The organism is Marinicella rhabdoformis, assembly GCF_009671245.1.
Taxonomy (GTDB): Bacteria; Pseudomonadota; Gammaproteobacteria; order Xanthomonadales; family Marinicellaceae; genus Marinicella; species Marinicella rhabdoformis.
Genome location: NZ_VTFS01000006.1, coordinates 179,061 through 205,972, shown reverse-complemented (window position 1 = coordinate 205,972; position 26,912 = coordinate 179,061). Strand labels below are relative to the sequence as shown.

21 protein-coding genes are annotated in these 26,912 nt (G+C 41.1%); 6 read left to right on the top strand and 15 right to left on the bottom strand.

The window, feature by feature from the left end; genetic code table 11:
- Positions 1-765, top strand: coding sequence for an IS3 family transposase (locus FET73_RS13480; protein ID WP_425481545.1), 765 nt, complete (start codon positions 1-3; stop codon positions 763-765).
- A gap of 25 nt (positions 766-790) precedes the next feature.
- On the opposite strand, the gene FET73_RS15310 is transcribed toward FET73_RS13480, so the two are convergent.
- On the bottom strand, positions 791-1,060 hold the full coding sequence (locus FET73_RS15310) for a DDE-type integrase/transposase/recombinase (protein WP_425481543.1): 270 nt from the start codon (positions 1,058-1,060) through the stop codon (positions 791-793).
- 211 nt (positions 1,061-1,271) lie between these two features.
- Between FET73_RS15310 and FET73_RS13470 the strand changes: the two genes are divergently transcribed.
- Positions 1,272-1,772, top strand: coding sequence for a GNAT family N-acetyltransferase (locus FET73_RS13470; RefSeq protein ID WP_154224495.1), 501 nt, complete (start codon positions 1,272-1,274; stop codon positions 1,770-1,772).
- 62 nt (positions 1,773-1,834) lie between these two features.
- On the opposite strand, the gene FET73_RS13465 is transcribed toward FET73_RS13470, so the two are convergent.
- From FET73_RS13465 to FET73_RS13435, 7 genes are all read right to left on the bottom strand, one after another.
- Positions 1,835-2,674 carry a polysaccharide deacetylase family protein gene (locus FET73_RS13465; RefSeq protein ID WP_154224494.1) on the bottom strand — a complete coding sequence of 280 codons (840 nt, stop codon included), beginning with the start codon at positions 2,672-2,674 and terminating at the stop codon, positions 1,835-1,837.
- Positions 2,675-2,679: 5 nt separating this feature from the next.
- Positions 2,680-3,849: a glycine C-acetyltransferase gene (gene kbl / locus FET73_RS13460; protein ID WP_154224493.1), complete on the bottom strand. Its 1,170-nt coding sequence runs from the start codon at positions 3,847-3,849 to the stop codon at positions 2,680-2,682.
- A gap of 24 nt (positions 3,850-3,873) precedes the next feature.
- Positions 3,874-4,899 carry an L-threonine 3-dehydrogenase gene (tdh, locus tag FET73_RS13455; protein ID WP_154224492.1) on the bottom strand — a complete coding sequence of 342 codons (1,026 nt, stop codon included), beginning with the start codon at positions 4,897-4,899 and terminating at the stop codon, positions 3,874-3,876.
- A gap of 7 nt (positions 4,900-4,906) precedes the next feature.
- Positions 4,907-6,565 carry an AMP-binding protein gene (locus FET73_RS13450; protein ID WP_154224491.1) on the bottom strand — a complete coding sequence of 553 codons (1,659 nt, stop codon included), beginning with the start codon at positions 6,563-6,565 and terminating at the stop codon, positions 4,907-4,909.
- A gap of 229 nt (positions 6,566-6,794) precedes the next feature.
- Positions 6,795-9,794 carry an efflux RND transporter permease subunit gene (locus FET73_RS13445; protein ID WP_154224490.1) on the bottom strand — a complete coding sequence of 1,000 codons (3,000 nt, stop codon included), beginning with the start codon at positions 9,792-9,794 and terminating at the stop codon, positions 6,795-6,797.
- A complete protein-coding gene (locus tag FET73_RS13440; protein WP_154224489.1) occupies positions 9,791-10,864 on the bottom strand; it encodes an efflux RND transporter periplasmic adaptor subunit in 1,074 nt (357 codons plus the stop codon). The genes FET73_RS13445 and FET73_RS13440 overlap by 4 nt, the downstream gene beginning before the upstream one ends.
- The gene (locus FET73_RS13435) at positions 10,861-11,439 is read right to left on the bottom strand and encodes a TetR/AcrR family transcriptional regulator (RefSeq protein WP_154224488.1); all 579 of its coding nucleotides are present in this window, start codon (positions 11,437-11,439) and stop codon (positions 10,861-10,863) included. The genes FET73_RS13440 and FET73_RS13435 overlap by 4 nt, the downstream gene beginning before the upstream one ends.
- A 206-nt stretch (positions 11,440-11,645) precedes the next feature.
- Between FET73_RS13435 and FET73_RS13430 the strand changes: the two genes are divergently transcribed.
- The gene (locus tag FET73_RS13430; RefSeq protein ID WP_154224487.1) at positions 11,646-12,323 is read left to right on the top strand and encodes a hypothetical protein; all 678 of its coding nucleotides are present in this window, start codon (positions 11,646-11,648) and stop codon (positions 12,321-12,323) included.
- Positions 12,324-12,459: 136 nt separating this feature from the next.
- Entirely contained in the window at positions 12,460-15,723 is a 3,264-nt protein-coding gene (locus FET73_RS13425) for a S41 family peptidase (protein ID WP_154224486.1), read from the top strand.
- Positions 15,724-15,790: 67 nt separating this feature from the next.
- Here FET73_RS13425 and FET73_RS13420 read toward each other — a convergent pair whose 3' ends face one another.
- Positions 15,791-17,098, bottom strand: coding sequence for a DUF2254 domain-containing protein (locus FET73_RS13420; protein ID WP_154224485.1), 1,308 nt, complete (start codon positions 17,096-17,098; stop codon positions 15,791-15,793).
- Between the two features lie 144 nt (positions 17,099-17,242).
- On the opposite strand from FET73_RS13420, the gene FET73_RS13415 reads away from it, so the two are divergent.
- The gene (locus FET73_RS13415) at positions 17,243-17,731 is read left to right on the top strand and encodes a DUF4112 domain-containing protein (RefSeq protein WP_154224484.1); all 489 of its coding nucleotides are present in this window, start codon (positions 17,243-17,245) and stop codon (positions 17,729-17,731) included.
- Between the two features lie 9 nt (positions 17,732-17,740).
- Here FET73_RS13415 and FET73_RS13410 read toward each other — a convergent pair whose 3' ends face one another.
- Positions 17,741-19,099 carry a mechanosensitive ion channel family protein gene (locus FET73_RS13410; RefSeq protein ID WP_154224483.1) on the bottom strand — a complete coding sequence of 453 codons (1,359 nt, stop codon included), beginning with the start codon at positions 19,097-19,099 and terminating at the stop codon, positions 17,741-17,743.
- 30 nt (positions 19,100-19,129) lie between these two features.
- A complete protein-coding gene (locus FET73_RS13405; RefSeq protein WP_154224482.1) occupies positions 19,130-19,573 on the bottom strand; it encodes a hemerythrin domain-containing protein in 444 nt (147 codons plus the stop codon).
- A gap of 283 nt (positions 19,574-19,856) precedes the next feature.
- Here FET73_RS13405 and FET73_RS13400 point away from each other — a divergent pair, with 283 nt between their 5' ends.
- Positions 19,857-21,398 (top strand): hypothetical protein, encoded by a 1,542-nt coding sequence (locus FET73_RS13400; protein WP_154224481.1) that lies wholly within the window; start codon positions 19,857-19,859, stop codon positions 21,396-21,398.
- A 112-nt stretch (positions 21,399-21,510) separates the two neighbouring features.
- Here the strand turns inward: FET73_RS13400 and FET73_RS13395 are convergent, their stop codons facing one another.
- From FET73_RS13395 to FET73_RS13380, 4 genes are all read right to left on the bottom strand, one after another.
- Positions 21,511-21,936, bottom strand: a complete 426-nt coding sequence (locus tag FET73_RS13395) for a hypothetical protein (protein WP_154224480.1) — start codon at positions 21,934-21,936, stop codon at positions 21,511-21,513.
- Between the two features lie 2 nt (positions 21,937-21,938).
- On the bottom strand, positions 21,939-22,394 hold the full coding sequence (locus FET73_RS13390; protein ID WP_154224479.1) for a YcxB family protein: 456 nt from the start codon (positions 22,392-22,394) through the stop codon (positions 21,939-21,941).
- A gap of 76 nt (positions 22,395-22,470) precedes the next feature.
- Positions 22,471-23,775, bottom strand: a complete 1,305-nt coding sequence (locus tag FET73_RS13385) for an amidohydrolase family protein (protein WP_218944346.1) — start codon at positions 23,773-23,775, stop codon at positions 22,471-22,473.
- A 1-nt stretch (position 23,776) separates the two neighbouring features.
- Positions 23,777-26,785 (bottom strand): amidohydrolase family protein, encoded by a 3,009-nt coding sequence (locus FET73_RS13380; protein ID WP_179952291.1) that lies wholly within the window; start codon positions 26,783-26,785, stop codon positions 23,777-23,779.
- Positions 26,786-26,912 lie beyond the last annotated feature (127 nt).

Sequence of the window (26,912 nt, the reverse complement as noted above, 5' to 3'; positions counted from 1 at the left end):
ATCAAAGAAAAGCCCATTTCAGAAGAAAAACAAAAAATGCTCAAAATAGTCAAGCAAACTGCCATTGAAACCAACCATAGCTATGGTAAGCGCAGGATGAAAAAACAATTAAACAATGAAGGATTTCATGTTGGAAAATACAAAGCAGCCAGTCTCATGAAAGCGGCTAAGGTTGTTGCCATCAGGCCCAAGAAAAAGCACCATTATCCTGACAGCGGTATCAGCAATACAAAAATTGGGAACGTCTTGAATCGACAATTTAATCAGCCACAGGCAAACACCCATTGGGTCACAGACATCACTTACATACGGAACCACCAATGCTGGAGTTACTTGGCTGCAGTACTTGATTTAGGAGCCAAAGAAATTGTTGGCTGGGCACTGTCAAAAACACCAGATGCACAGCTTGCCACCTTGGCATTGAAAAATGCCATCAAGCGNAAGCAACCAATAACAAGCAACCTACTTGTTCATTCAGATCAAGGCACACAATACACGTCAAACATGTTTGATGTGTATTGCAATCAACTCAAGATAACCAGAAGTATGAGTCGCAGAGGTAACTGTTGGGACAATGCCGTTATGGAACGGTTTTTTAGAAACCTGAAAACCGAAAGGCTAAACTCATTGAGCTTCATTAATCATGAAGCGGTGATTGCTGAAGTTGAAAGTTATATCTACTTTTATAACTACAAAAGATTAAACTTAGCAATTGGATACATAACACCAAACAAAAAGTACAACGAATTAAGAAAAGCAGCCTAAAAATGTGTCCGGAAAAACTTGACCATTACAGTAATGCAGCTTTAACAAGTTTCTTATCGTTTTTATTGCTCATTGGCCAACCAATAACCTTACGAGAAAATAAATCCATTACTGTTGCCAAGTAAAGCCAGCCTTTGCGTGTAGGAATGAAAGTTGTATCACATACCCACTTTGTATTACGGTTATCAGCTGAAAAGTCTTGAGACAATAAATTAGGAGCAAACTTGGTTCTTATTTTGCCTGACTGAACCTGTTTGAACCTAACAACCTGAGGTATACCCGATAAAACGGACACTCAACTAAGGGACTATAATGTTCCATGAGGTGTACCATGAGTAATTTTTCAATAAGGTATAAAAAGTTTGCAGGTGATAATTGTTAAGGTTTTTGGCTGGAAAAATTTAGCGCAATTAGGTCATATAGTCTTGTGTTAAATGTGGCGTTCGTCCGCTTCATTATTGTTGGTGTGTTTAAATTAACGCGTTTTTGTGTTAATATAAATTGTTATGACAAAAGAGATAGAGTGCCGAGCTGCGAGCTCAAAAGATGCTAAAGACATGATTACCGTACAATTTAAAGCGGTTCAATCCATATCAAAAAAGAACTATGCCAAACAGGTTTTATCCGCATGGTCTCCTAAACCCAACAGTGAAAGAATTCAGTGGTTAGCTGCATTTATCAAAAATGACAACGTCCGCTGTTATGTCGCCACGAATAAAAAAAGTAAGGTTCTGGGAGTGGCTGTTTACTTGATTGCTGAAAAATGCGTTAAGTCATTGTATGTTGACCCTAAACATTCGGGTAATGGCATAGGCACCAGATTACTCAATCGAATTGAACGTTTTGCTGACCGAAAATCAGCTGACAAACTTCACCTCAAAGCTTCTACCAATTCCATTTCATTTTATAAGAACAAGGGTTACAAGAAAATCAAGGAATCCAGACAGCTGTTAAGTAACGGCAGTTCAATGGACGCTGTGTTTATGGAAAAATCAATCAATCAGTAACGTCATATTGGTTAGGCGATTTTTATCAATTATTGGGCTTATTAACTGTGTTTAAAAAGCTGTTAACTAATTAATTCAAGCAACTGCTTCGGGCTTTTCCAATTGAAGCCGCAGACGTATCTGGGGATGTCGTAGGAATTGCAGGTTTTTGTGACGTGTTGGGCGCCGCAGGTGTAGGCGGCTTGGATGCCGGCTTGTTGGGCTTGGTTGGGCATGAATTCATTGAGCAAGAATTCATTGGTATGTCCCCAAGGGTAGGCGAACTGTGTGCTTTGACTCGGTGTAATTTGATTTTCTATCCAGTGTTTGGCTTGGATAATTTGTTTTTCAGCAGCCGCTTGGTCAGTGATACTTGTAAAATTAGCCTGAGTATCAGGATAAATGTCAGGATGGCGGTGATCCCAACCGTGGTTTTCTATGTCCATCAGGTTACTTTGTGCAGCTTCATGCCACCAGTCGTGGTTCATCAAGTTTTGGCTGTTGAGTGATTTTTCATCCATCACCTTTCGGGCTTCAGGGCAGGCAATGACAAAACTGGTGAGGTTGGCTTGGGGTTGGTTTTCTTGTCCCACATCTTCTACAAAGCTTTTCAGGATATTGTAAAAACTGCGTTGCGGACCGAAATCAAAGTAATTGCCATTTTTAAAGTCAAGGTCTAAACCGTCATCACAACTGAGGCCAATCAGCTTGTCGCCTAATGATTCAGACATGGCTTCTAGGTCACGTTCACCATTCAGCCATTCAGCAATCCAGCGCAATGGAATGATGGTGTAGCCGGCATGATGTAATGTGTAGAGGTCGGATTCAAAGGCAATGTGATCATTGAGCTGATACACATTGCCTGAGATGTTACTGGCGTGGTAGGCCAGAATCGGCACGCGTAAATTATCTTGTGCCGACATGTGCTTTAATCCAAGAATTCAGCTTTGACTTGTTTGAACGCGGCCAGAGCCAAGTCCAAATCATTTTTAGAATGCGCTGCTGAAATTTGTAGGCGGATTCTGGCTTTGCCTTTGGGTACAACTGGGAAGGAGAAGCCAATGCAATATATGCCCAACTCCAATAATCGGTCGGCCATTTGAGAGGCCAAACGTGCATCACCCAACATGATCGGTGTGATGGGGTGGGTTTCTCCAGAAACGGTGTAGCCCATTTTGACAATTTCTTGGCGGAAATATTTTGTGTTTTCTTCCAGCTTGTCACGCAACTCAGTGGAGTCAGAGATTAAGTCAAAGACTTTGATACTGGCAGCAACCAATGGTGGTGGTAAGGTGTTAGAGAACAAGTAGGGGCGTGAACGCTGGCGCAGTAATTCGATGATTTCCTTGCGGCCTGTGGTGAATCCACCAGATCCACCGCCTAAGGCTTTGCCTAAGGTTGAGGTGTAGATGTCCACTTTGTCTAAAACGCCTTCTAACTCTGCCGAGCCGCGACCGGTTTTGCCAATGAAGCCTGTGGCATGGGAATCATCAACCACGACCAAGGCGTTGTATTGTGCCGCCAAATCGGTGATTTCTTTTAACTTGGCAATGGTGCCATCCATGCTGAACACGCCGTCGGTGACGATCAAGCGTTGCTTGCAGTCTTGGGTGTCTTTGAGGATTTGTTCCAATTCAGCCATGTTGCTGTTTTTGTAACGGTGTCTTTGTGCTTTGCACAATCGCACACCGTCGATGATAGAGGCGTGGTTTAACTCGTCACTGATGATGGCATCGTCTTTGTCTAATATGGTTTCAAACAGGCCAGCATTGGCATCAAAACATGAGGTGTATAAAATGGTGTCTTCAGTGCCAAAAAAACTGCTGATGCGGCTTTCTAATTCTTTGTGTAAATCTTGCGTGCCGCAGATGAAGCGCACTGAAGCCATGCCGAAACCGTGTGTGTCCAATGCTTTTTTAGCGGCTTTGATGATTTCAGGGTGGTCGGCCAAGCCGAGGTAGTTATTGGCACAGAAGTTAATCACTTTTTGTCCGCCAGGCAGTTCAATGTGGGCTGACTGTGGGCTGGTGATGATGCGTTCTGCTTTGTAAAGGCCATCGTCTTTGATGCCTTGAATGATGTCTTGGTAATGTTTCATGTTTTTGTTCTACACTTTTGAGTGTTATTTGTCCCAACTACAAACCACTTTACCACATTGGCCAGCGGCCATCAGGTCAAAGCCGTCTTGGAAGTCATCGATGTGAATTTCATGGGTCAGGGCTTTTTCTAATGGGAAACCGGTGCGCAACATTTGCGTCATTTTGTACCAAGTTTCATACATTTTTCTGCCTGTAACCCCTTTGATGGACAAACCTTTGAAGATGATGTTGTCCCAATTGATTTGTGTTTGGTCCGGTAGCATGCCGAGTAGGGTGATCTTACCGCCGTAGTACATGTTATTGAGCATGTCGTTGAATGCCATGGGGTTACCAGACATTTCCATGCCCAAGTCAAAACCAGTGATGTTCATTTCTTTCATCACATCACTGATTTTTTCTTTGGTGACATTGACAGTGCGGGTGGCGCCCATGTTTTTGGCCAATTCCAATCGATAGTCATTGACGTCAGTGACAACAACTTGCCTGGCGCCCACGTGTTTACAGATGCCGGCTGCAATGATGCCAATCGGTCCTGCACCGGTGATCAATACGTCTTCACCGAGCATGTCAAATTCCAAAGCACAATGTGCGGCATTACCGAATGGGTCGAAGAATGCGGCCAATTTTGAAGGAATTTCATCAGGTACGGGCCACAGGTTTTGTACTGGCATGGTGATGTATTCAGCGAATGCGCCGTTTCTATTCACACCTATGCCTTTTGTATTGGGGCATAAATGTTGTGTGCCTGCGCGACAGTTTCTACAGACGCCACAGACTATATGACCTTCTGCACTGACGCGTTGACCGACTTCGTAGCCTTTGACTTCACTGCCCATCTCGATGATGTGGCCGACAAATTCATGACCAATAGTCAATCCGGGCGTGATGGCCTTTTGTGCCCATTCATCCCATTTATAGATATGTAAATCGGTACCGCAGATGGCGGTTTTTTCTACTTTGATGAGGACGTCGTTGTGACCCATGGCGGGCATTTCGACATCGTCCATCCATATGCCTTCTTTGGCATATTTTTTGACCAATGCTTTCATGATTTGATTATTCTCTTAAATCTTTACGAAGTATTTTTCCGACATTGGACTTAGGTAAATCGTCCCTGAATTCAATGATTTTAGGGACTTTGTAGCCTGTTAAGTTATCACGGCAATGCGCTTTAACTGCCGCTTCATCTAAATCACACTCGGTGACTTTGACCACGAACAATTTGACGATTTCGCCAGACTTTTCATCTTTGAGGCCAACAGCTGCACATTCAACTATGTGAGGGTGCAAACAGGCGGCGTCTTCAATTTCATTGGGATATACATTAAAACCTGAGACCAATATCATGTCTTTTTTGCGGTCGACAATTTTAAAGTATCCTTTCTCATCCATACAAGCAACATCGCCAGTTTTTAACCAACCATCGACAATGGTTTTGGAGGTTTCATCTGGGCGTTTCAAATAACCGAGCATGACTTGTGGGCCTTTGATACACAATTCACCGGGTTCGCCGACGCCCAATGGATTACCGTCGTCATCTTGAATTTGACAATCAGTGGAAGGTAAGGGCAGGCCAATGGTGCCATTATATTCTTTCAATGGGATGGGGTTGATACAGGCAGCCGGAGAAGTTTCAGTCAAACCATAAGCCTCTGCCAAGGTGGAACCAGTCACTTCTTTCCAGCGGAGCGCGGTGTCTTTTTGTACCGCCATGCCACCACCTAAAGTGAATTTGAATTTTGAGAAATCTAAATCTTTAAAGCCTTCAGTTATTAACAAACCATTGAATAAGGTGTTCACACCTGTCATGACTGTGAATTGGTGTTTTGATAATTCTTTTACAAAACCTTTCATGTCACGAGGATTGGTAATCAAGATATTGTGTGCGCCGTATGTAGAAAATGTCAGACAGTTCGCTGTCAGTGCGAAAATATGATAAAGCGGTAATGCCGTTATCACCACTTCTTGCGCATCGTTAATCTCAGACTTTATCCAGTGCTCTACTTGTGCCACGTTGGCGACTAAGTTTCTGTTGGTTAACATGGCACCTTTTGAGACGCCTGTTGTGCCACCGGTATATTGTAGAAAGGCGATGTCATCTAAACTGCGCTCTACGTCCGTGTGCTTTAGCATCTTGCCTTGATTTAAGGCTTGTTTGAACGTGATGGTTCCCGCGATTGAAAATGCAGGTACCATTTTTTTAACGTGTTTGATAACAAAATTCATTAAACCGCCTTTGATGCCACCGATCATTTCGCCAATGGTGGCTGTGATGACAGTTTCCACACCAGTTTCTTCAATCACTTCTGCTAAGGTGCATGCGGTGTTTTCTATCACCACAATGGCTTTGGCCTCAGAGTCATTCAATTGATGCTTCAATTCACGTGGTGTATAAAGGGGATTGACATTGGTGACCACCATGCCCGCACGCAATACACCAAGTACTGCAATGGGGTATTGGAGTACGTTTGGCATCATCAAAGCAATGGAGTCGCCAGTTTTGAATTTGGATTGTAAAAAAGCGGCAAATTGAGCGCTTAATTGATCTAATTCACCATAGGTAATCGATTTACCAAAATTTTCAAAGGAAGGTTGGTCTTTGTATTTATCACAAGCGGTGAGCAACATGTCCGCAACAGAGTTGTATTTCAGGGTGCCAACTTCTGCTGGTACACCTGCTGCGTATTGATCAATCCAAGGTTTATTTTGTGACATTGTGGTCCTCTTTTTATGGTTATATGGCGGAGTACCAGATATTGCCCGTGTTTTTGTGGTGTAAATCGAGTCCCCGAATCAAATTAGAGCATGGCAAAAAAGCACCATACTGCGGCACATCCATCTTAATTCGCAGCAGTTGATTTATCAAGCAGCAATTTACACTGAACCCACGTTACTTTGTCTAAAAGTGAACGTTGATTCAATGTGTTGCTGATTTATGTAAAGTTTAAGATTTGATTAACTTTTGATACATGGCAGGTACTACCAACAAAGACAGGCCAGTCGAAACAATCAAACCTGAAATGATGCTCCAAGCCAGTGGTGGCCAGAGTGTAGATTGGGTCATCACCAGCGGTAACAAGCCTGCTATGGTGGTCAAAGTGGTGAGTACAATCGGACGTGTTCTTCTTGCTACAGCCTCACTGATTGCTTCGGACATGGGCATGTTTTGGTTGCGGTTCTTTTGGATCAAATCAAGCAACACAATGGCATTATTCACCACAATCCCTACCAAGGCCAAAACACCTAAGGTGGCAGTAAATCCGAAAGGTGTATTAGTCAACAGCAGACCAAAAGGCACACCAGCAAAAGCCAATGGCACGGTGATTAAAATGATGAGTAATTTACGGAAAGAGTTGAACTCAATCAACAAAAACACCAAAAGCATCATAACGCCAATAGGCAGCGCACGGCCCAATGAAGCATTGGCTTCACCTGATTCTTTGGCCGCACCAGCAACGATGACTTCAGTACCGGGTGGCAGCTTCATCGCATTCAACTTGGGTTCAAATTTTTGTAGCACGTCTGCATAGGTATAACCTGCTTGGGTTTCGCTGTATATCGAAGCGGTCCTTTGTAAGTTCAGGTGTTGAATGGCAGCAGGTAAGTAGCTGAGTTTTTGATCAGTTAAGGCGTCCAGCGACAATGTGTGTTCACCTGTGTTGAAGCGGATGTCTGAAAGCTCATTGACTGGAAATTCAACATTTTGACTGGATTGAATATACACATCGATGGGGTCTTCGTGGGCTCGGAACTGACCTATCAATTGTCCTGATGTTCTCAGGGCCAAGCCACTGGCCAATTCACTGCGTGTGATATCGTTTTGATTCAACAATTCATCTTTTGGAGACAGGGTTAATTTTGCCATGCCCAGGCCCAAAGTGTTTCTTATGGTGCGGGTGCCTTCGGTTTCACTCAATAACAGTTGAATTTCGCGTACAGCAGCGGCCAGATTTTTTCTTTCGTGTGCAATAACCTTGAGCTCTATCGGGGCATCAGCCGGTGGGCCTTGTCCGAGGCGTTTAGCGACAATTTCAGCTTCAGGGTATTCAGGCGAAATAACCTGTGTCATCCAATTGATGAGTTGTTGACTGTTATCGACGTCATCCATCATGGCGACGATTCGCGCGATGTGTGGCGACCGGGGTTTTTCCGCTAAATTATAATAAAAAACCGGCCCAGAATTGCCAGTGAAGGTGACCAGATCTTCGACGTGATTTTGTTGGCTGACTTTTTGTGCAATTTCATTGGTGATGCGGCTGTTTTTTATGATGTGGCTGCTTTCCGGGTATTTCAAATCAATGATGACTTGGTTGCGGTCGGTGTCTGGGAAAAAGTCTTTTTGTACATGACCAAACAGATAAAAAGACAAACCCATAAATACCAAAGCGGCAGCTAAAATAACCGCGGGTTTTTCAGTCGCCAGTTTGCCTAACCGACTGCCCAAGTTTTGTAAGGCTGAGTTTTGGTTTTCTTTGTGTGCTTTTAAAAAAATGTGACTGAATGCCGGTGTCACCATAATGGCATATAAATAACTTACTGTTATGGAGAGGATGATCATGGCGGGAATGGCACGTGTGAAGTCAGCAGAGTTACCTTGAGACAACAGCATCGGCATGAACGCGGCAACGGTTGTTCCTGTTGCTGAACCTAATGAAAGTGCCAGTTGTTTCACTGAGGTTACAGAAGCATCAGATCCGCGCATGCCATGATCAATGTGGTACTGGATGTTTTCTACCATCACAATTGCATTATCAACCAACATACCCAAGCCAATCACCATACCAGCAATCGCCATTTGATGGAGTACACCACCACCTAAATTAAAGACGGCCAATGAGGAAAAAGTCACCAGTGGGATTACGGTTGCGACAACCAATCCGGGCCTCAAACCCAAGAAAAATGCCAAAATAACGGTTACCAGAATCATTCCAGTTAATAATGAACCACCCAGTTCGTCTATGCGGTGCTTAACCCGTTCCGGTTGGAAAAACACTTCTTCGATGGTTAAGTCGGGGTATTGAGATCGAGTTTTATCCATGAAATCACGTAACTCATGGCCAAAATTCACCACATTCAGTTGGTTTACAGGTATGTAAATCGACAAGGCAATCGCACGTTGTTGGTTATGCCAAAACCCAGAACCCGATACATTTTCACCTTTTAAGCGTACATTGGCCAAAACAGACAGAGGCAGCTGTGAGCCGTTGTTTAATAGAATGCTGGTGTTGTTCAACTCTTCTAATGAATGGTACTCGGTGTGTGCATCTACATTGATGCGTTGGCCAGCGACATGCAAGTCATGTATGGGTAAGACTTGGGTTTTTTCACGGATTTGTTTGGCCAATGATTCGTGGCTGATGATGCCATTTTTAATGAATTCATCTTTGACTACAATGCTGATTTGTTGCTCTGGCATGCCATAAATGGACACTTTGCCAATGTCTTTGAGCTTAAATAAGTGGTTTTTGATGTCTTTGGCATCTTGACGCAAATCCATGATGTCTTGCTTGCCAGAAATGCTATACACCGCAACGGCTGTATCTAGCAACCTGTCTTCTAAAACTGGGGGTACCACGCCTTCTGGGAATTTTAATGCGGCTTTATCTATGGCTCGCCGTACTTTGTCCCATACCACATCGGTGTCGGTGACGTATTCATGCATTTGTACAATCACTTGGGTAAAGCCAGTGCGGACCATAGAGCGAAGTTCTTCTATTTCTTCAATTTGAGAGAGTTCTTCCTCAAGAGGTTTGAGCACTTGTTTTTCAATCCGATTGACGTCAGCTCCTGGGTATTGGGTCAATACAAAGCCATGTCTATAAGGGAAAAACGGGTCTTCTTGGCGGTCCATGTTGTACCAAGAGAACAAGCCGAATAGGGCGAGCAGAATAGAAGTAGTTAAAATCAGGCGTTTCTGATTGACCAAAAGTCTCACCACACTCATAAGCTTTGCTCACCTAAATTGTTGTTGATGGTTTGACCTACCGATAAATGTGACTGGCCTTCAGTCACCACGTCAATTTGATCTAAGTTGCCGAAATTGGTGTCTAAATCAAGCAACAACATGTTTCCTTGCAGGCCTAAAATGTGAACATATAACTGGCGTACCTTACTTTTGTCTAAAACCATGACATAAGGTTTGTTGATGCCATCATCTATCACTGCTGAAATGGGCAATGCATAATGGAAACCCATTTGTTCAGGGATGATTATGCTGATTTGTTCTCCAGATTTAATGCCCAAATCAAGTGGCACGCCAATCACCACTTTAAACAGTTGAGATTTGGGGTTGGCGGCATGGCTGATTTCTTTTACAGAAACTTGAAAGGCTTGTCCTTGGTAGTTGGCGTTCAAAATTTGGCCTGTTTTCAAATGATTTTGTAATTGGCTTGTCAGGTAAACAGGTGCTTCTAACGAATCTATACCACCTAGCAGGAGTATCGGTTCTCCACTGGCGATGTTTTCACCGGCTTCTTTGTAAATTTCAGCAACAGTGCCTTTGAATGGTGCGCTGAGTAACAATTCATCAAACATTGATTGTGCTTCAGATTGTTGTGCTTTTAGGCTGTCTTTTTTAGCCAATAAATTGTTGTTCTGATTTATCAAACGATCCAAATCGTTTTGACTCACGGCGTTACTTTTTTTGAGGTCGGTGAGGCGACTCAGTTCAGCTTGGTTTTGGTTGATTGTGGCTTCAAGGGCCTTGATTTCGGCATCGAACTGTTGAATTTTTGGTCCCAGTGAAGGGTTGTCGATGCTGAATAAAGGGTCATTTATTTCAACCACATCTCCTATGTTGATGTGTTTTTTTTCAATTGTACCTGACACTTGAAATGACAAAAAGGCATTGTCTGTCGGCTCAACAAATGCTGTGATTTTGTGCTGTTTAATTTGTTGTTTAGGCTTGAATGTTTCACTGCGAAAATTGGTTTCTTTCATCACAGTATTTTCAGCTTGCCCTGTGTCACAGCCATATAAAAATAAACTGAACGCAATTATTATGATTTTTTTCATGGTTTAACACCTTGTATTGTCAGGTCTATCAATTCATTGATAAATGTATCCGGGTGGTCGTACAGGTTTGCATCCCATTGAGCATAATGGCACGAGGCAATAAAATATTGATTGATGGTTGTTAAAAAGCTCATCACCAATACAGCAGGGTTAAATCCCTTTCTCATCAAGCCATTTTCTTGAGCTGCTTTGATTAATTCCGTACCACGTTCTATCAAAGGTTTGTCCTTCTCACCACATGATTCATCGCCTTCTAAATGCGCATAAGCAAAAAATTTAGCCACTTGAGGGTGTTCTTGTATAAAGTAAAAGTATGACTTCATTGATTTTTTAATTAATTCAATCGGGTCTTTTTCTTCTTCAAATAAAGTTAACTGTGCATCCGCATATTGTGAAAAATAGCTGTCTTTTACTTCATTCCACAGTTCTTCTTTGTTATTAAAGTGGTGGAAAATGAGGCTTTTTGTTACACCTGCTTGTTTTGCAATCATGTTAATGGACACATGGCTGAATCCAAATTCTGAAAACAGTTCCAGCGCTTCATTGAGGATTTTTTGTTTTTTGTCAGTAGTCATGACTCGTAATTTATCACTGACTGACCGGTCGGTCAACCTTGCATGTATAAAATTTAAGTAATAAGTTTTAATTTAAAGTAAGTTTAATAAAAAAGAAGGTAATTTAACTGGTGTCAGAAATAAATAATTTCAAAACATGACTTTGTTCATTTGTTATTCATAAAAAAATAAGTAGCATGTATATTCTTTAATTCACACATATTGAAATGAAAAAATTATTTATATTGTTGTTAATGGTTTTTAATGGTTCGGTGCTAGCTGGCACGCCGGGCATTAAATTTGGATTGCATTTTGATGAAAAGGGCAGAATTATCAGGCCAGATGAAGTTTTTTTGGGGCGTGGGTTAAGTGATGAAAAAGCGGGATTTAAAGATCAGGCAATGAAAAACTTCAAAGAGTCTGCGACATATGGTAATGCCTATGCCAAATATTTTTTAGGCCTGTTGTATTTACAGAAAAAAGATTACCTTAATGGCCATGCATGGCTGAGTTTACTTGATGGGGAGTTCAAAGGGGCGGATAAAGTGAATAGCTTGTTACCCAGAGTCAAGGCTAATTTAGATGAAAAACAGTTACAGTTGGCTGAAGAAAAACTGGCTGAATTAAGAGAGACTTATGGTGAATATGCAGCATTAATGAAGCGAGAAAAGTGGAGAAAAAGTCACAAATACACAGGAACTCACATCAAGGGCCATATTCCGAATAATTTGCGTATTGAAGTCGGTAATGGGGTTTCTGTTACAGGACATAACATCAGAAAGCAGATAGAAACTTTTGTTTATGAATATGAGTACCAATTCCGTATAGGGGAAGTGAAGCTAAAAGAAACAGAGTTTATTGATGACGCCAAAGAGATAGAAAAAGAACTTAATCAAAACCAATAATTCTTCTCTGATATTTCAGTGTCAACCACAGTGTTGACACTGAAATTCATACAATTATTCATCTGGTGACTTTTGGCCTAATTTAACTGCCTCTTGAAAATGGTATCATATTTGCAATTTTAGCAAGGGACACCAAATGAAGAAAAAATCATTGTTCACCAATACCATTAAAAAGAAAAGCCTGCTCGGTCTCGGATTGGCCTGCTTTTTATCATTCAATGCAGTGGCAAAAGATGAAAGTGGCACACGCTTAATGCGGTATGCTGACATCCATAAAGACAAAGTGACATTCATCTATTCAGGTGATGTTTATATCGCCGATATCAAGTCAGGCGACTCCAAGCGTTTGACTTCAAACGAAGGTTTTGAAGCTTTTCCTAAATTTTCAAGAGATGGTAAAAAAATTGCCTTTTCAGCCGAGTACACAGGCTCAAGACAAGTGTATGTCATGAATACGGATGGCAGTGACCTCAAACAATTGACATGGTATAACGATGTCGGTGCCATGCCACCACGTGGCGGTTACGATTACCGCATTCTGGATTGGTCAGCAGATGATAAAAATGTTTTGGTACGTGCCAACAGGCTGCCATGGGGCATTCGCATGGGACAGCCATATTTTGTTCCTGTCGATGGTGGTATGGAAAAACCATTGGCTGTGCCAGAGGCAGGTGGTGGTATGTTGTCACCAGATGGTAAGCACATGGTTTTTACACCTAAAGACCGAGAATTCAGAACTTGGAAACGATACCGTGGTGGACGAGCACAAGATGTTTGGACCTATGATTTAGAGAACAATACCAGTGAACAGTTAACTGATCATGACGCCACTGACCACCAACCTGTTTGGGTTGGAGATGACATCTTTTTTATCAGTGACCGTGATTACCATTTGAACCTGTATAAATATGTTAAAGGTGGTGAACCACAAAAAGTCACCAACCACGATTCATATGACGCCTTATGGGCATCTGCGGGACCTGAAGCCATCGTTTATGAAAACGGCGGTTATTTGTGGCGTTATGATGCGGGCAGTAATGAAACCAAACAACTGAACATTCACATCACTGCCAATCAAGAAAATCAAATGCCAGTGCGCAAAAATGTCAAAGACTACATAGAAACCATGTCTCTGGCACCTGATGGGAAGCGCGTTGTTGTTGCTGCCCGTGGTGAACTGTTTTCTGTGCCAGCTAAAAACGGTGAAATTAAAAACATCAGCCAAACAGCTGCCAGCCGTGAAATGGAAGTGACTTATTCACCTGATGGTAAACACATTGCTTATTTAAGTGATGCCACGGGTGAGTATGAAATTTATTTACGTGATGTCAAAAGCAACAAAGAAACCCAGTTAAGCAATGATGGTACTGTTTGGCGTTTTGGACCGATGTGGTCTCCAGACAGTCAAAAACTGGTTTATTCTGATAAAGACCATAAACTTTGGGTTCTAGATGTTAAGTCAGGCAAACGCACTTTGGCCGACCAATCTGACATGAATGACATCCAAGATTACAGCTGGTCGCCTGACAGCAACTGGCTGGTTTATACCAAAGGTGAGTTGAATGGTTTCTCATCGATGTATGTTTACAATTTGAAGAAAGGTAAGGCAACCTTAATAAGCAGCAAAGAATTCAGCGACTTCTCACCTATATTTGGTGCCAATGGCGACTATTTATTCTTTTTGTCTAACCGGGATTTTAATTTGTCATTCAGCAGTTATGAATTCAATCACGTTTATAACAATGCGACAAAAGTTTATGCTGCACAGTTGAATGATGGCGCGCCAGAACTGTTTCCTTATACAGAAGATGGCCAAAATGTAACAGCGGACGCTGATGACAAAAAAGAGGATGATAAAGACACGGGTGTCAAAGCCGTTGAGATTGATTTTAAAGATTTCAACAACCGTGTGACCGCATTAACGCCACAGTCAGGTAATTACAATAGCCTGCAAGCCAATGGCAAGGCGGTTTTTGTGATTTCTCAATCACAACAAGGCAGTGATTTGAAAATCATTGACCTCAAGTCTGGCGATGTGAAAAATGTGGCTGGCAGTGTGCGCAATTATCAATTGTCTGCCAAAGGTGATCAAATCTTGATTCACACAGGCAATGATTTTGCTATTGTTCAGGCGGCAGCGGATCAAAAAGCCGACAATAAATTAGATCTGACGCATTTGACCATGAAGATTGATCCTAAAGTTGAATGGATGCAAATGTACACTGATGCTTGGCGTATTGCGCGTGATTGGTTTTATGACCCTAATATGCACGGTATGGATTGGGATGCCATCAAGGAAAAATACCAGCCGATGGCAGAAGCGGCCACCCACAGAACCGACTTGGATTATGTGTTGAGTGAAATTGCGGGTGAAATGAACGCCGGACATATATATGTCAATTCTGGTGATCAACCAACGGTCGAAAGACAGGCCAATGGATTACTCGGCGCCACTTTCAAAAAACACAAAAGTGGTTACTTTGAGATCACTGATATTTTAGATGGTGAAAATTGGGATGGTAACAGGCGCTCGCCTTTGACAGAACCCGGTGTCAATGCCCATGTGGGTGATTACATCATCGCGATCAATGGCAACAGCACCAAAGGTGTGGCCAATATTTATCAAATGTTAGAGCATACTGTGGGACGTACTGTTGATTTAACCATCAACAACAAGCCACAAAAGTCAGGTGCTCGCGTGGCCCATGCAAAACCGATTGCATCTGAAGCTCAGTTGCGCTATTTAACTTGGGTTAATGAACGCAGAGCCATGGTCGATAAATTATCTGCTGGTCGCATTGGATATGTGCATTTACCCAATACGGCAGTTGAAGGGAATAGGGAGCTGTTCAAACAAATGTTGCCTCAAATTGGTAAAGATGCCTTGATCATTGATGACCGTTACAACGGTGGTGGGTTTATTCCAGATCGTATGATTGAGTTGTTGTCACGCGAAACATTGAGTTACTGGAAACGCCGCAGTGACAAGGTTTCAAGCATGACCACACCGATGATTGCTCATGACGGACCTAAAGTGATGTTGGCCAATGGCATGTCGAGTTCAGGTGGTGATGCCTTGCCATACTACTTTAAGAAAACAGGATTGGGTAAAGTCATCGGCACCCGCACTTGGGGTGGTTTGATTGGTATCAGCGGCAACCCAGGTTTGGTTGATGGTGGTTCTTTGTTGGTATCTACGTTCCGCTTCATGGATACTGAAGGTGATTGGGCGGTAGAGAACGAGGGTGTGACACCAGATATTGAGGTCATTGACCGACCCGAGTTGGTTGCAGCAGGTCGCGATCCTTCTATTGAACGTGCGGTTGAGGAATTGCTGAAAGAACTGAAAACCAATCCCAGAAAAACCATCAAGGCACCGGATGCGCCCACTGAGTTTTAACAAAAAATATATGGAATAAAATAAAGCCTCGAATGTTCGGGGCTTTTTTTTGGTTGATTGGTTTGCGTTACTGTTTTGGGTCCAGCTGTTGTTCTAACTGAAGAATGAGTTCCAAATCTGATGGGTTGGAGAGCGCTTGTTGTGAGTCATGGATGATCAGTTTGGCTTGTGCCCTTAAGCTGGAATGATAGCTGATGTCTTGACTGGGAACAGAAAGCAAATAGCGTATGGATTTTAATAGTTTTGTGACCAAAATAACATCATGTGAACAATATGCCCGCAGTGGCGCAAAAATCAGATAGACCAAATCGTCAAAAGTGATGTTATTCACCTGAACTTTAATGACGTCATTTTTAGAGAAAAATGAGGCATCGGGCTTTTTCATGCGAATGCTGAGTAGCTGCGTGATGTAATCAATGCATGTAACGGCTGTTCCCGGGTCATTAATGCCTGGTGACATTGCTTTGACCGCAATTTCAGTTATCAATTTAAAGGTCAGAACATAGTTATTATCCAAAGGTTCCGTATCATCAATGATGATTTGATTTAGGATGGCTTTGGCTTGTTCGTCTGATAACTTTTTCTTTGATTTGAATACGGGCAAGTTTGACAATAAAAAGGTATTCTTGTTGGGTGGTATATAAATTTGAGTATCATACTGCTCACACAATTCGCACAACCCATCTTGATCATAAGTTTGTATGAAGCCCGTTTTATCAGCACAGTAGGGCGTCCATTGGTCATCAACCTTTAAATCGCCATAAGCTTTGCAGTTTTGGCTTAAAGCCAATGATTCATCAGTTAATTGTTTAAGCCTTAATTCGGCCCTACAAAACATGGATTTTAGTATGTTAGCTACCTGTATTGATTGTGATATGGAGTGCACAAAGAAAATAAAGGCGGCCAAAGAAGTGGCCATAATGAAAATACTTAACAACACGGAAAAGCCGGGCAGTTGATAATCCAAGTCTTTAGGTTCTATTGAAATTAAAACAATCAAACAATAAAAAATACCCATCAAATAAATACCTAAGATGAATTGATGCTTTTTATTTGAAATCAAACCGGGCAATAACCTGGGTGAAAAGTTGCTGGCCGCTTGATTGAGTAATATCATGACCATAGAAAAACTGAATACCATGATAGAAATCAAGCCCGCCACAAAAGTGGTCAATATGGTTCGAGCGGTTTCTAAATCACTGATAACCAAAGCAGGCACATACTTTTGTAAATAACTTGAAATATCGTGCTGCTCTAAATAAATCATAAACAAGCCAAATAATACGCCCCATGTGGCCATCAAAGCTGGAAAAAATGCCAATTTATTTTTCAACTTTAAGAACAAAAAATATATGGGGTCAATTATTTTTTTCATTAAAAGATGTTCACTGATGTTTTACGTATTGGTTTATAGTTTACCAAGCTTTTAATCAAGCAACAGGTTATTTGTTTTTATAGGTGGTGCTCAGGTTAATGGTGTTTTTATAATCAAAACAAACAAAGGAATTAACTGAAATATATGAAAATGAAAAAGGCCACAGCAACAGAAGCGTTGCGTGGAGAAGCGTTAAAGAAAAAATTGAACCGCATGGCTTGGGTCTCTGACAGTTTATTTACTTTGCCAGGTAACATCAAAGTTGGAGTAGACAGCTTGGTGGGTTTAATTCCTGTGGTAGGAGATGCACTTTCTGCATTGTATTCAATTTACATGATAAAAATTGGCTTCAGTGCCAAAGTGCCTAAGATACTGATGTTGTATATGTTTTTTAATGTTGTTTGTGATGCGGTCTTGGGGTCTATTCCAGTTATTGGTGATGTTTTTGATGTTTTCTTTAAAGCCAATGAACGCAACGCAGCAATACTTAATCGTTACGCTGATGCACCCATAGAAACAAAAAAATCAGCCAATAGGTGGCTCATTCTTTTGCTGTGTATTTTGACTGTGGTTATGGTCATGGCCTTTGTTTTGGTTGGTTATTTGGTCAAACTGGTCATCGGTCTATTTTAGTGAGCATATTCAGCTCAATAAATTTTTACTGTCATCTGGTAACGGATTCTCTTCTAATTGTTGTTTTATTTCTGCGTCATCACTGGAATAATCTTGTTCAGATTGATTGGTTAACGGTTCTTCGACCTGAGATTTGGTGGGTGTTTTATTGCTGCTTTGTGCGGGTTCAGTGATTACATGTATGCCATCTGGGAACACCACTTCTCGAGCTTCATCTGGCATTGAAACACCAGCAGAATCAAAGGCTCTTTTAGTCAACCTGATGACAGAAGATTTAACTTTTGATGGGTTGTACTGTTTGTTATTTACCCAGAAATAAACTTTCAAGTTGACCGTGGCGGCGCCTAAATTTTCAACCAAAACGTAAAATTCTGGATTGTTTAATACGGCCTCATGTGACTCTAGAATATCTAGTATGATGTCTTGTGCTTCAGTGATGTTGTCGTCATAACCAATACCAACGACAAAATCTTTTCTCGAATTAGGGTTGGCGGTTAAATTGGTGATGCTGCTTTTATATATGGTGGAATTGGGAATGTGTACATGGTTTCCTTCCATGGTCATCATGACGGTTCCACGGGTTGTGACAGTTTGAACCATGCCTTTAATGTCGTCTATTACAATCACATCACCTATATTGAACGGCCTTTGTATGCTGATCAAAATACTTGCCAGAAAGTTTTCAGCAATGTCTCTGAAGGCAATACCTATAACCAAACCAACCAAGCCTGTACCACCGATAATGGTCACTGCTAATTGCGTTAACCCAGTCAGCTTTAAAGTAAGATAGGTGCCAATAAGGATAGCGGGAATAGCAAAAGCTTTGGCTGTAAAATTCAGGATAAAAGGACTTTTAATTTTTCTTTTTAACGCGCTACGTGCCAACTTTGAAACTAATTTTGCTGCCAACCAAGTGAAGAACAAAATCACAAGAGCCGAAGCCAAAGCGGGAAGGGCAGAGGCCAAACCATTGAACATTTGTTGTGTTTCTTTAGCGGCAGGTTCTAAATTCCAGGATGAGTCATTAATCACTTCAACTTTATTGATAACTGCAATGACACCATCTGTTTTGTTGGTTAAAGACTCTACCCATTGGCGGTGTGTTTCTTTGTTGGTGGTGCCATTGAGTACTACGATACCATGGTTGACCTCAACTTCAGCATTTTGTATCCATTCACTGGCCGTTATGATGTTCTCAAGGCGTTGTTGAATGGCTTGGTCTTCAACAGGTTGTTTAACTGCAATCACTTGTTGAGTTATGCTGGTGTCGTCTTCGGACTGAGTTAATTCAATGTCTTGGGCAACTGCAACTGTTGATGAGAAACTAAACAACAATAGATAAATAGTAGCGTACTTTATTTGAGTCATGTTATCACCAAGGTAAATTGTTGCGTTTATTTATAGTTTTTCTCTAAACCTTTGAATAGATTGCAAGTACTGTTGCCCCAATTCTTCAGCTTTGTCATCTGAAATATTTTTCTGCGCAATGGGAAAGTAATCTTTCTCTTCTTCTGCCAAATGGTGTTTGATTTTGTCTTGTAAGTTTTTGGCGTACTTTAACCAAGCTGATGAGCTTTGGTCTGTTTCAACAAGTTGAGCAATCATTTCATCAATTTCATGGTGCTCGGCAATGCCATGCCTGGCATCTTCTTGGGTGCTGTCTTTGTAGATTAAAGAGACATAAAAAAAACGTTCTTCAGCATTCGCGTGTGCTTCTAATTCGGTTTTTAATTGTGAAAATATATTGGATCTGAAGTCACTGTCACCACTGGTATCGGTTAATTTATCCAGCAATTCCAATTGGATTTTGTGGTCTTCTTTAATCGCTTCATATATGTTCATTTATATCCTCATGTAAATTAATTGAATAAAAGACATGGAGATGAAACATTGAATTTCAATATAAATATTTTATATCATGGGTTTACGGTTGTGATTAACTGAGGAATAAAATGTAAAAGCGTTTTTTATTTTCTAGAAAAATAGCCACCCATTTCATAAAGGTTTTTTTGTTACCTTTGAACTGCCCCATCCTGTAATTTATTGTCATATTTTATTATTATAGTCATTGAATAATAAATATCATTTAAATTAAAGTACTCATTTTTAAAATGTCAGAATGTGTATGAAAATACTTGTTGGTCTATTGGTGCTGCTTATCTTTTATTCGCACTCAGCTGAGAAGGTTGAATTTTTTTCTGGAGTTAAACTGGAAAAGCCCGATGGTTTTACAGTATCTGAAGATTATGATGGTTTTATTCAAATGGAAACGCAGTCATCAATCATAATCATGTCTTTCCCACTGCCTGAATCGCCGGCAGAACGTCAAAAAGCATTGGATCAAACTAAAAATGAAAATTTGCTTGAAGGGTTGGTAAAACAAGGGATTACGTCCATCCAAAGTGAAACAGTGGCTGTAGCTGGTGACGATCAAGCTTTGTTGGTAACAGGAACACAGACTGTTTTGAAAAAGAAATTAAATCGCATCGTCTTGGTGCTTCATTTTGAAGACAAAACCATTTTAATTCATGCCACTTATCCAAGCGATGATTCAATACTTCACAAAGCCATGATGGACTCAATTAAATCTACCGAACCACTGTCTGACACTGACAATCCAAACTCTTTAACTCATGCATTTACTTTTGATACAGTGGCTGGTTTACAGGTTGTTAAAGGCAGCCTTGATATGCCTAATACAGTCACGATGAGTGTGGACGGTAAGCCCACCGATCCCAAAAATGGCAAGCCTTATGTTTCAATTGTGGCTTCTTTGGGGCCAGTAACAGCAGCTGATAAAGTTGAATATGCGACCATGCTGTTCAAACGGTTGAATTATTTGAATGAGATTGAGCTTCAAGAAATTAAAGAAAAAGCCACAGCTGAACTACCAAGTGTCGAGATTGTTGCTCACGCAACTGATTCAGAGTCTGGTAAGTCATTGTTGGTTTACCAGATGGTAAAATTTCGGAGTAATGGACATTATTTTAGAATAGTTGGGATGGTTGAACGCGATAAAGCCAGCACGTACCTTAATAAAATTAAGCAAATTGCATATGGCGTCAAGGAATCAGATGAATATGCTTCAAATGACAGTGAATTTGAAGCGGCTTTAAGTGATTCAACCCAAACTTATAAGTTTAAACAATTTATCAAAGAGCGTAAAACTGCTGTCAGCATAAAAGAAATCAATGATTTTATGCAAAGTAAATCAAAATCTTCTCGCCATTTACCTGGCGGTCTGGCTAAACATACTTGGGAGTTTGACCACGCTTCTTCTCAACAAAGTATCCAAGCTTGGTTTGATAAAAACAAAATGCTTAAGTCTTACCACATTGGTGATAAAAGTCACTCTATAGAAGGTTGTTATGAAGTTTCAAACTCAAAAAATAAGCTGGCAATTGATATCAAGCAGGATGGAGAGGCCTCCTTTATGAGAGTCAGCACCAAGGATAAGTCTACAAGTCGATCAATAAAAACTGGGCGCTTTACTTCAGTTGATAACGAATTTAAATTGAGTATCATCAAATTTTCGGCAGGCCATAGAGACATCACATTTTCATGGTTAGACACTGATATGTTGTACTTAAAAGGCGCAGTACTTATAAAAGGAGACCCTGAAGTTTGCAGTAAAATGTATGATAAAGTGTATATGTTTGGATCTTAAGTTTTTAATAAAGGCCGCTGATTAGAGTGGTAGATCTTGAGTGTTTTTATAAAGCTTAAGCTTTAAACAAAACCCTGAGTTAAAAAGCTATGTGTATTCTTGAAGGTGAATTTTATGTTCTATTTCTTGAGAAATAACTGGCAAAAAAGCCAAAAGTGGCTCCGTTCATACACAGCAGTAAACCTGCAAATAAAGCCCTGAAATTCAAACTGCCGCTATACAAAGTAAGCCAAATAATCAGCATGATTACAAAGCCAGACAAGCTTGCAATCATTGGATGATTGATTTTGTATTGATTCAATATCAGCAATGTGGGCCAGCCTATAACAAGTATTAGTATGGTGCCAAAGAAAAAAGCCATGCCAGCACTGAGTAAATAGCTAAAAATGACAGTCGGGTCAATAACAAAAACTGATTCTCCCATGATTAATCCCCAAACCATCATCCAAAAGGGAAAGAGTAGAGCGCCTAAAAATGACGCCATGATACATGACATAAAAGCATGTTGATTAAAGCTTTTTTTATGTGCTTTGTTCATTTTTAATTTTTTACGGAGTTGCTCAGGATGTTGCGTTTCAACCCATGTGGAATGTGATTGTTATTTATTAAAGACATTAGTTGAGAAAATTGTGGCTTGTTGAAATATTTTTTAGGTAGCAGCTGATGACTGGGTGATGTTTCATCATCATTGATAAATTCAAGAAGAATTAGTTTTCTAAGCTCGCAGTAGCTGATGATTCTGGACCATGGTAAAAAGTATGATTGTTCATTGTGGCTGCGTTTAACTCCTTTTTCTGTAATATGAAAAGTATATTCTGGTTTAAGCCTAGTTACAGAAGCCTTGATAGTTAACCCTATAATAATTAATGGTGACGCTATTTTAAGAAAAATATATGTAGGATACTCTGTCTTTTTAATATCTTGGACTATGTAATTGAATTTATATCTAACTGCTGATAAATAATCTGAGGGGCTGTATTTGATTTTTATTTCCATGTTACTCCGAGTATAGTATATTCAATAAAAAGCCACTCAAATTTGAGTGGCTTTGTTTTTTCAATCAACAATCAGATTATTCTGCGTATTTTTTCGCAAAACGGTCGTTGAGTTCTTGTTGGCGGGTGTGCAATTCAATCTTTCTGCCATCAATATAAGCCTCAGTCAGGATATTACCACGCATGTCTAAGGCATCACCTTCACTGATGAACAGTGTGGCACTTTTACCGACTTCTAATGAGCCATAATCTTTGTCTATGCCTAAGATTTTAGCTGGGTTTAATGTGATCATTGAAAGTGCTGTTTCTTTGTCATTGCCATAGGCTACTGTTGTACCCGCAGTGAACGCCAGGTTACGTGAACTCATGGAACCAGGATAAGACAAGGCCACATTTATACCAGCTTGCGCCAATTCTGTAGGCAGGGCATAAGCGGCATCAACTGAACGTTCGTTAGACGATGGTAAGCCGTGAACAGATTCAATGATAACGGGTACGTTATTGTCTTTGATAAAGCCTTTTACTGTTGCGGCAGCTTGTCCTGTAACCAATACCAGCTCTACATCCAAACCTTTGAAGTAATTAACAGATTCAATGATGGCTTTGGGGTTGTTACTGTGTACAAAGACTTTTTTGTCACCTGAATAGACAGATTGAACTGACGCTAATTTCAAATTATCGCTGTTGTTTGAATTTTTAGCATCTTCAAACAAAGCTTTAATGGCGCTGATTTTTTTGTCGTAATTTTTGTCTTGTTTCAATTGAACGGTATAAGTTGCCCAATCAAATTGTTTGCGCCAGTTAGCCGGCCAGTTCACATGCAAACCATCATCAACTTTGACCGCTGCATCTTCCCAGTTCCATGCATCTAATTGCACTACTGAAGATGTGCCGCTGACCAAGCCGCCACTGGGTGTGGTTTGTGCCAATAACACGCCATTGAAGCGCAACGGTGGAATGCGTTCTGAATCGGTGTTATAGGCGATTAATGAACGCACATTAGGATTCATTTGGCCCGTTTCATTGAAGTCGCGTGTGGCTTTAAATGAATCAACCTCTGTAAGCCCTAGGTTGCTGTTACTTAATATGAACCCAGGATAAATGTGTTTGCCTTTTAGGTTAACTTCATTTCCGGTGGCTGCCATTTTAAAGTGTCCAACGCGGGTGATTTTTCCCTCATTAAAAGCCAGCTGGGCATTTTCTAACACTTTGCCATTGCCTACATGAATGGTGGCATTGGTGAAGACCACTTCTTGGCTTTGTTCAGCAGCGGGTGTGGGTGTCAATGCTTGAACACTCATGGCACATGTTAAAAGGCTGGTTGCCATTAATCCAGATACCATCATTTTATTTTTGATCAATTTTCTCATGTTGTTATTCATGTTATTCTCCTAAAAACTGATGACGTTCATTGTGTTCCAAGCCTGTGAGCGTGTCACAATGCATCAGTTGTTTTGGCATCGACTTAAAAGGTTTTTTCGGGCCTTTGTCATTTTTGCTTAATTTCACCAAAGCCATTTTTTCTTTGTCTATTTCAGCTTCAATGTCAGCTTGCTTGTCGCGATCATAATAAATGACACCATCTATCATGGTTTTTTCGGCGCGTGCATAAATAGACAATGGGTTGTCAGACCACAGCACCAAGTCAGCATCTTTACCAGTTTTCACTGATCCCATGCGGTCATTTAAATGTAATAACTTAGCAGGGTTCAATGTCACCAATTTCCAAGCGTCTTCTTCGCTCATGCCACCGTATTTCACAGATTTGGCAGCTTCTTGGTTCAGTCGACGTGACATTTCAGCAGAATCAGAGTTGATTGCTGTAACCACACCCGCATTGTGCATGATGTTGGCGTTATAAGGTATAGCGTAGTTCACTTCCCATTTATAAGCCCACCAGTCAGAAAAGGTTGAGCCACCAACACCATGTGCTTTCATTTTGTCAGCGACTTTGTAGCCTTCTAAGATGTGGGTAAAGGTGTTGATGTTGAAATCAAAGTCTTCTGCAACATGCATCAGCATATTGATTTCAGATTGAACATATGAATGACATGAGACAAAACGGTCTTTATTCATGATTTCAACCAAAGTTTCTAAAGCCAAATCTTTGCGCGGTGCAGTGGTTTTTTTCTTCTTGCTGCTGCTTAAACTGTTGTAATCTTTCCAAGCTTGCTCATAGGCTTTGGCTTGGGTAAATTGATCACGGTACACTTGCTCAACACCCATGCGAGTGAGAGGATAGCGGATGGATTCATTGCTGCTTGAGCGTTTCACATTTTCACCGAGGGCGAATTTGATGTAGCCATCGGCACCATCAATCAACATCTCATCAGCATCAACACCCCATTTCAATTTAATCAAGGCAGATTGGCCACCAATTGGATTGGCAGAACCATGTAATAATTGGGCTGCGGTTACACCACCTGCCAAATTACGGTAAATATTGATGTCATGTGAATCAACGGCATCTTCCATGCGAACCATGGCTGAATTCACAGCAATGTCATTCACAGACAACAAAGCAATGTGCGTATGTTCATCTACGATACCTGATGTTAAATGCTTACCTGTACCGTCAATGGTTTTAACACCTTTTCCAGCTTTTAAGCCTTTTCCAAGACTTTGGATTTTACCATTCTTAACCAACACATCGGTATTTTCTAAAATTCCGTCAGCTTCATTGGTCCATACTGTGGCATTGGTGATCAATATATTGTTGTTTTTGTCAACTTGTGCCAAACCATAAGCAGAAAAAGGTCTTGGGATACTTGGAATCGCTTTTGTTTCGGCAGCCTTGCTTTCTTCGGCTTGATCATCAGCGCTTGATGCGGTCAATGACCAGTTGCCTTTCAAAGCATCAATTTGCTTGTTGTTGATGACACCAAAGAGCTTGTGTTCATCGGCGGCTTCTTTACTGTCTTCATCAGCTGGCAAGGTTACATTGATGGTGATGAAGTCATTGTCTTGCGTGACTTTGTATTTGGTTTTGTTGTCTTTGTCTGCTGCGGCTAAACTGATTTTTCCGCCTTTGTTGCTGACTTTAACGTCATGGACTTGCTCATCAATTGTTAATTGATATGCGCCATTATTGATGCGTGGCATACCTGCTACTTGATTGGCGTCACCTGCAACCCATGTTTCAGCGACTTCACTGCCTTTCATGAATAAACCGTCGGTGGTCACCACAAAGTTGGCAAAGCTGCCTTTTTTCAATTGACCCAAGCGACCGTCACCAATTAATTTGGCAGGTGTGCTGGTGATTGAAGCCAAAGCGATTTGTTTGTCCAAGCCGTGTTTCACTGCATTTTTCAGGTCTTTCAAAAAGCTTTTTTCTTTTTTAGGTGCTGGAATGAGTGCAAAGTTAACACCTTCGCGAGCCAAGATGGCTGGATTGAAAGGTGTCAATTGCCATTTTTTAAGGTCTTCATAATCGACATTCCATAAATCCAGTTCGTCGTTCACAGCAGGTGCTTTTTCTTGAACCAAGGGTACAATCAAAGGTTGTCCAGTTTCAGAAACTGCGACCACATCTTGGTATGAGTCACCGGCCGTTTTGACGATAAAGTTGACATCAAATTCTGTGCCAATTTTTTTTGACAAAACTGTTTGTTGCCAGTTGTCTGCGTTGATGATGCGCGGCAGTTTGCTGTTGTCGTTGATGGCTTGTAAATCCAAGTCAATCATTTCATTTTGCTGTTTATACCAGTCGGCATCCATCAGGGTCTGACGAATCAAAGCCACGGCACCCATCAATGAAACGGGGAAGTCTTGTTTGGAAGAACCTTTATCAAAACTCATGTGTTGTGCAACTTCACGGCGGATGATGGCTTGATGGGCGCTGTCTTCATTCAAATGGACTAACGCTGAAGTGCCACGCATGATGCCGTCAGGTTGGTAAGTTAATGCATTGGTAAAGCCATTGCTTCGCAGTGTTTTGTTGCTTTTGGCATCGGCCGTAAATACATCGGCAGCGCTGAATGAGGCTTTGATCGCTTCATTGGCGTTATAGGCACCTTTTTTTGTGCTTTGAATGGTTTCTTTTTTACCCCATCTGAATGGTGGTTTTTTGTCCATTTCGGGCATGCCCACATGGCTGTCTAACAAAATAAACCCAGGGTATAGGTGCATGCCAGTGTAATCTTTGACTTGGGCATTTTGTGGGTATTTGTTGTCATCACTGACAGATAAAATGCGGTCACCTTGTATCACCAATGTGGCATCTTCTAATACTGTGGTGCTGTTGACATGGATGGTGGCATGGGTTAATGCCATCACCGGAGAACGTTCATCGGCTATGCCGTTGATAGTGGCTGTGGGTAGGGCGTTGGCTTGACTCGGCTGCGATGCAAATATGGCGGCGGTCAACAAGGCCAACTGACTGACTTTGTGCATGGAATATCCTCTTATTTTGGACATTACATTGTAAAGCTTGCCAATGGTTAAATGGCATAGGTCAAAGGTCATGTAAAGGCTGTCGAATTTAGTTATATCAATGCCTTATGGATGTTTTTAGAGTAGA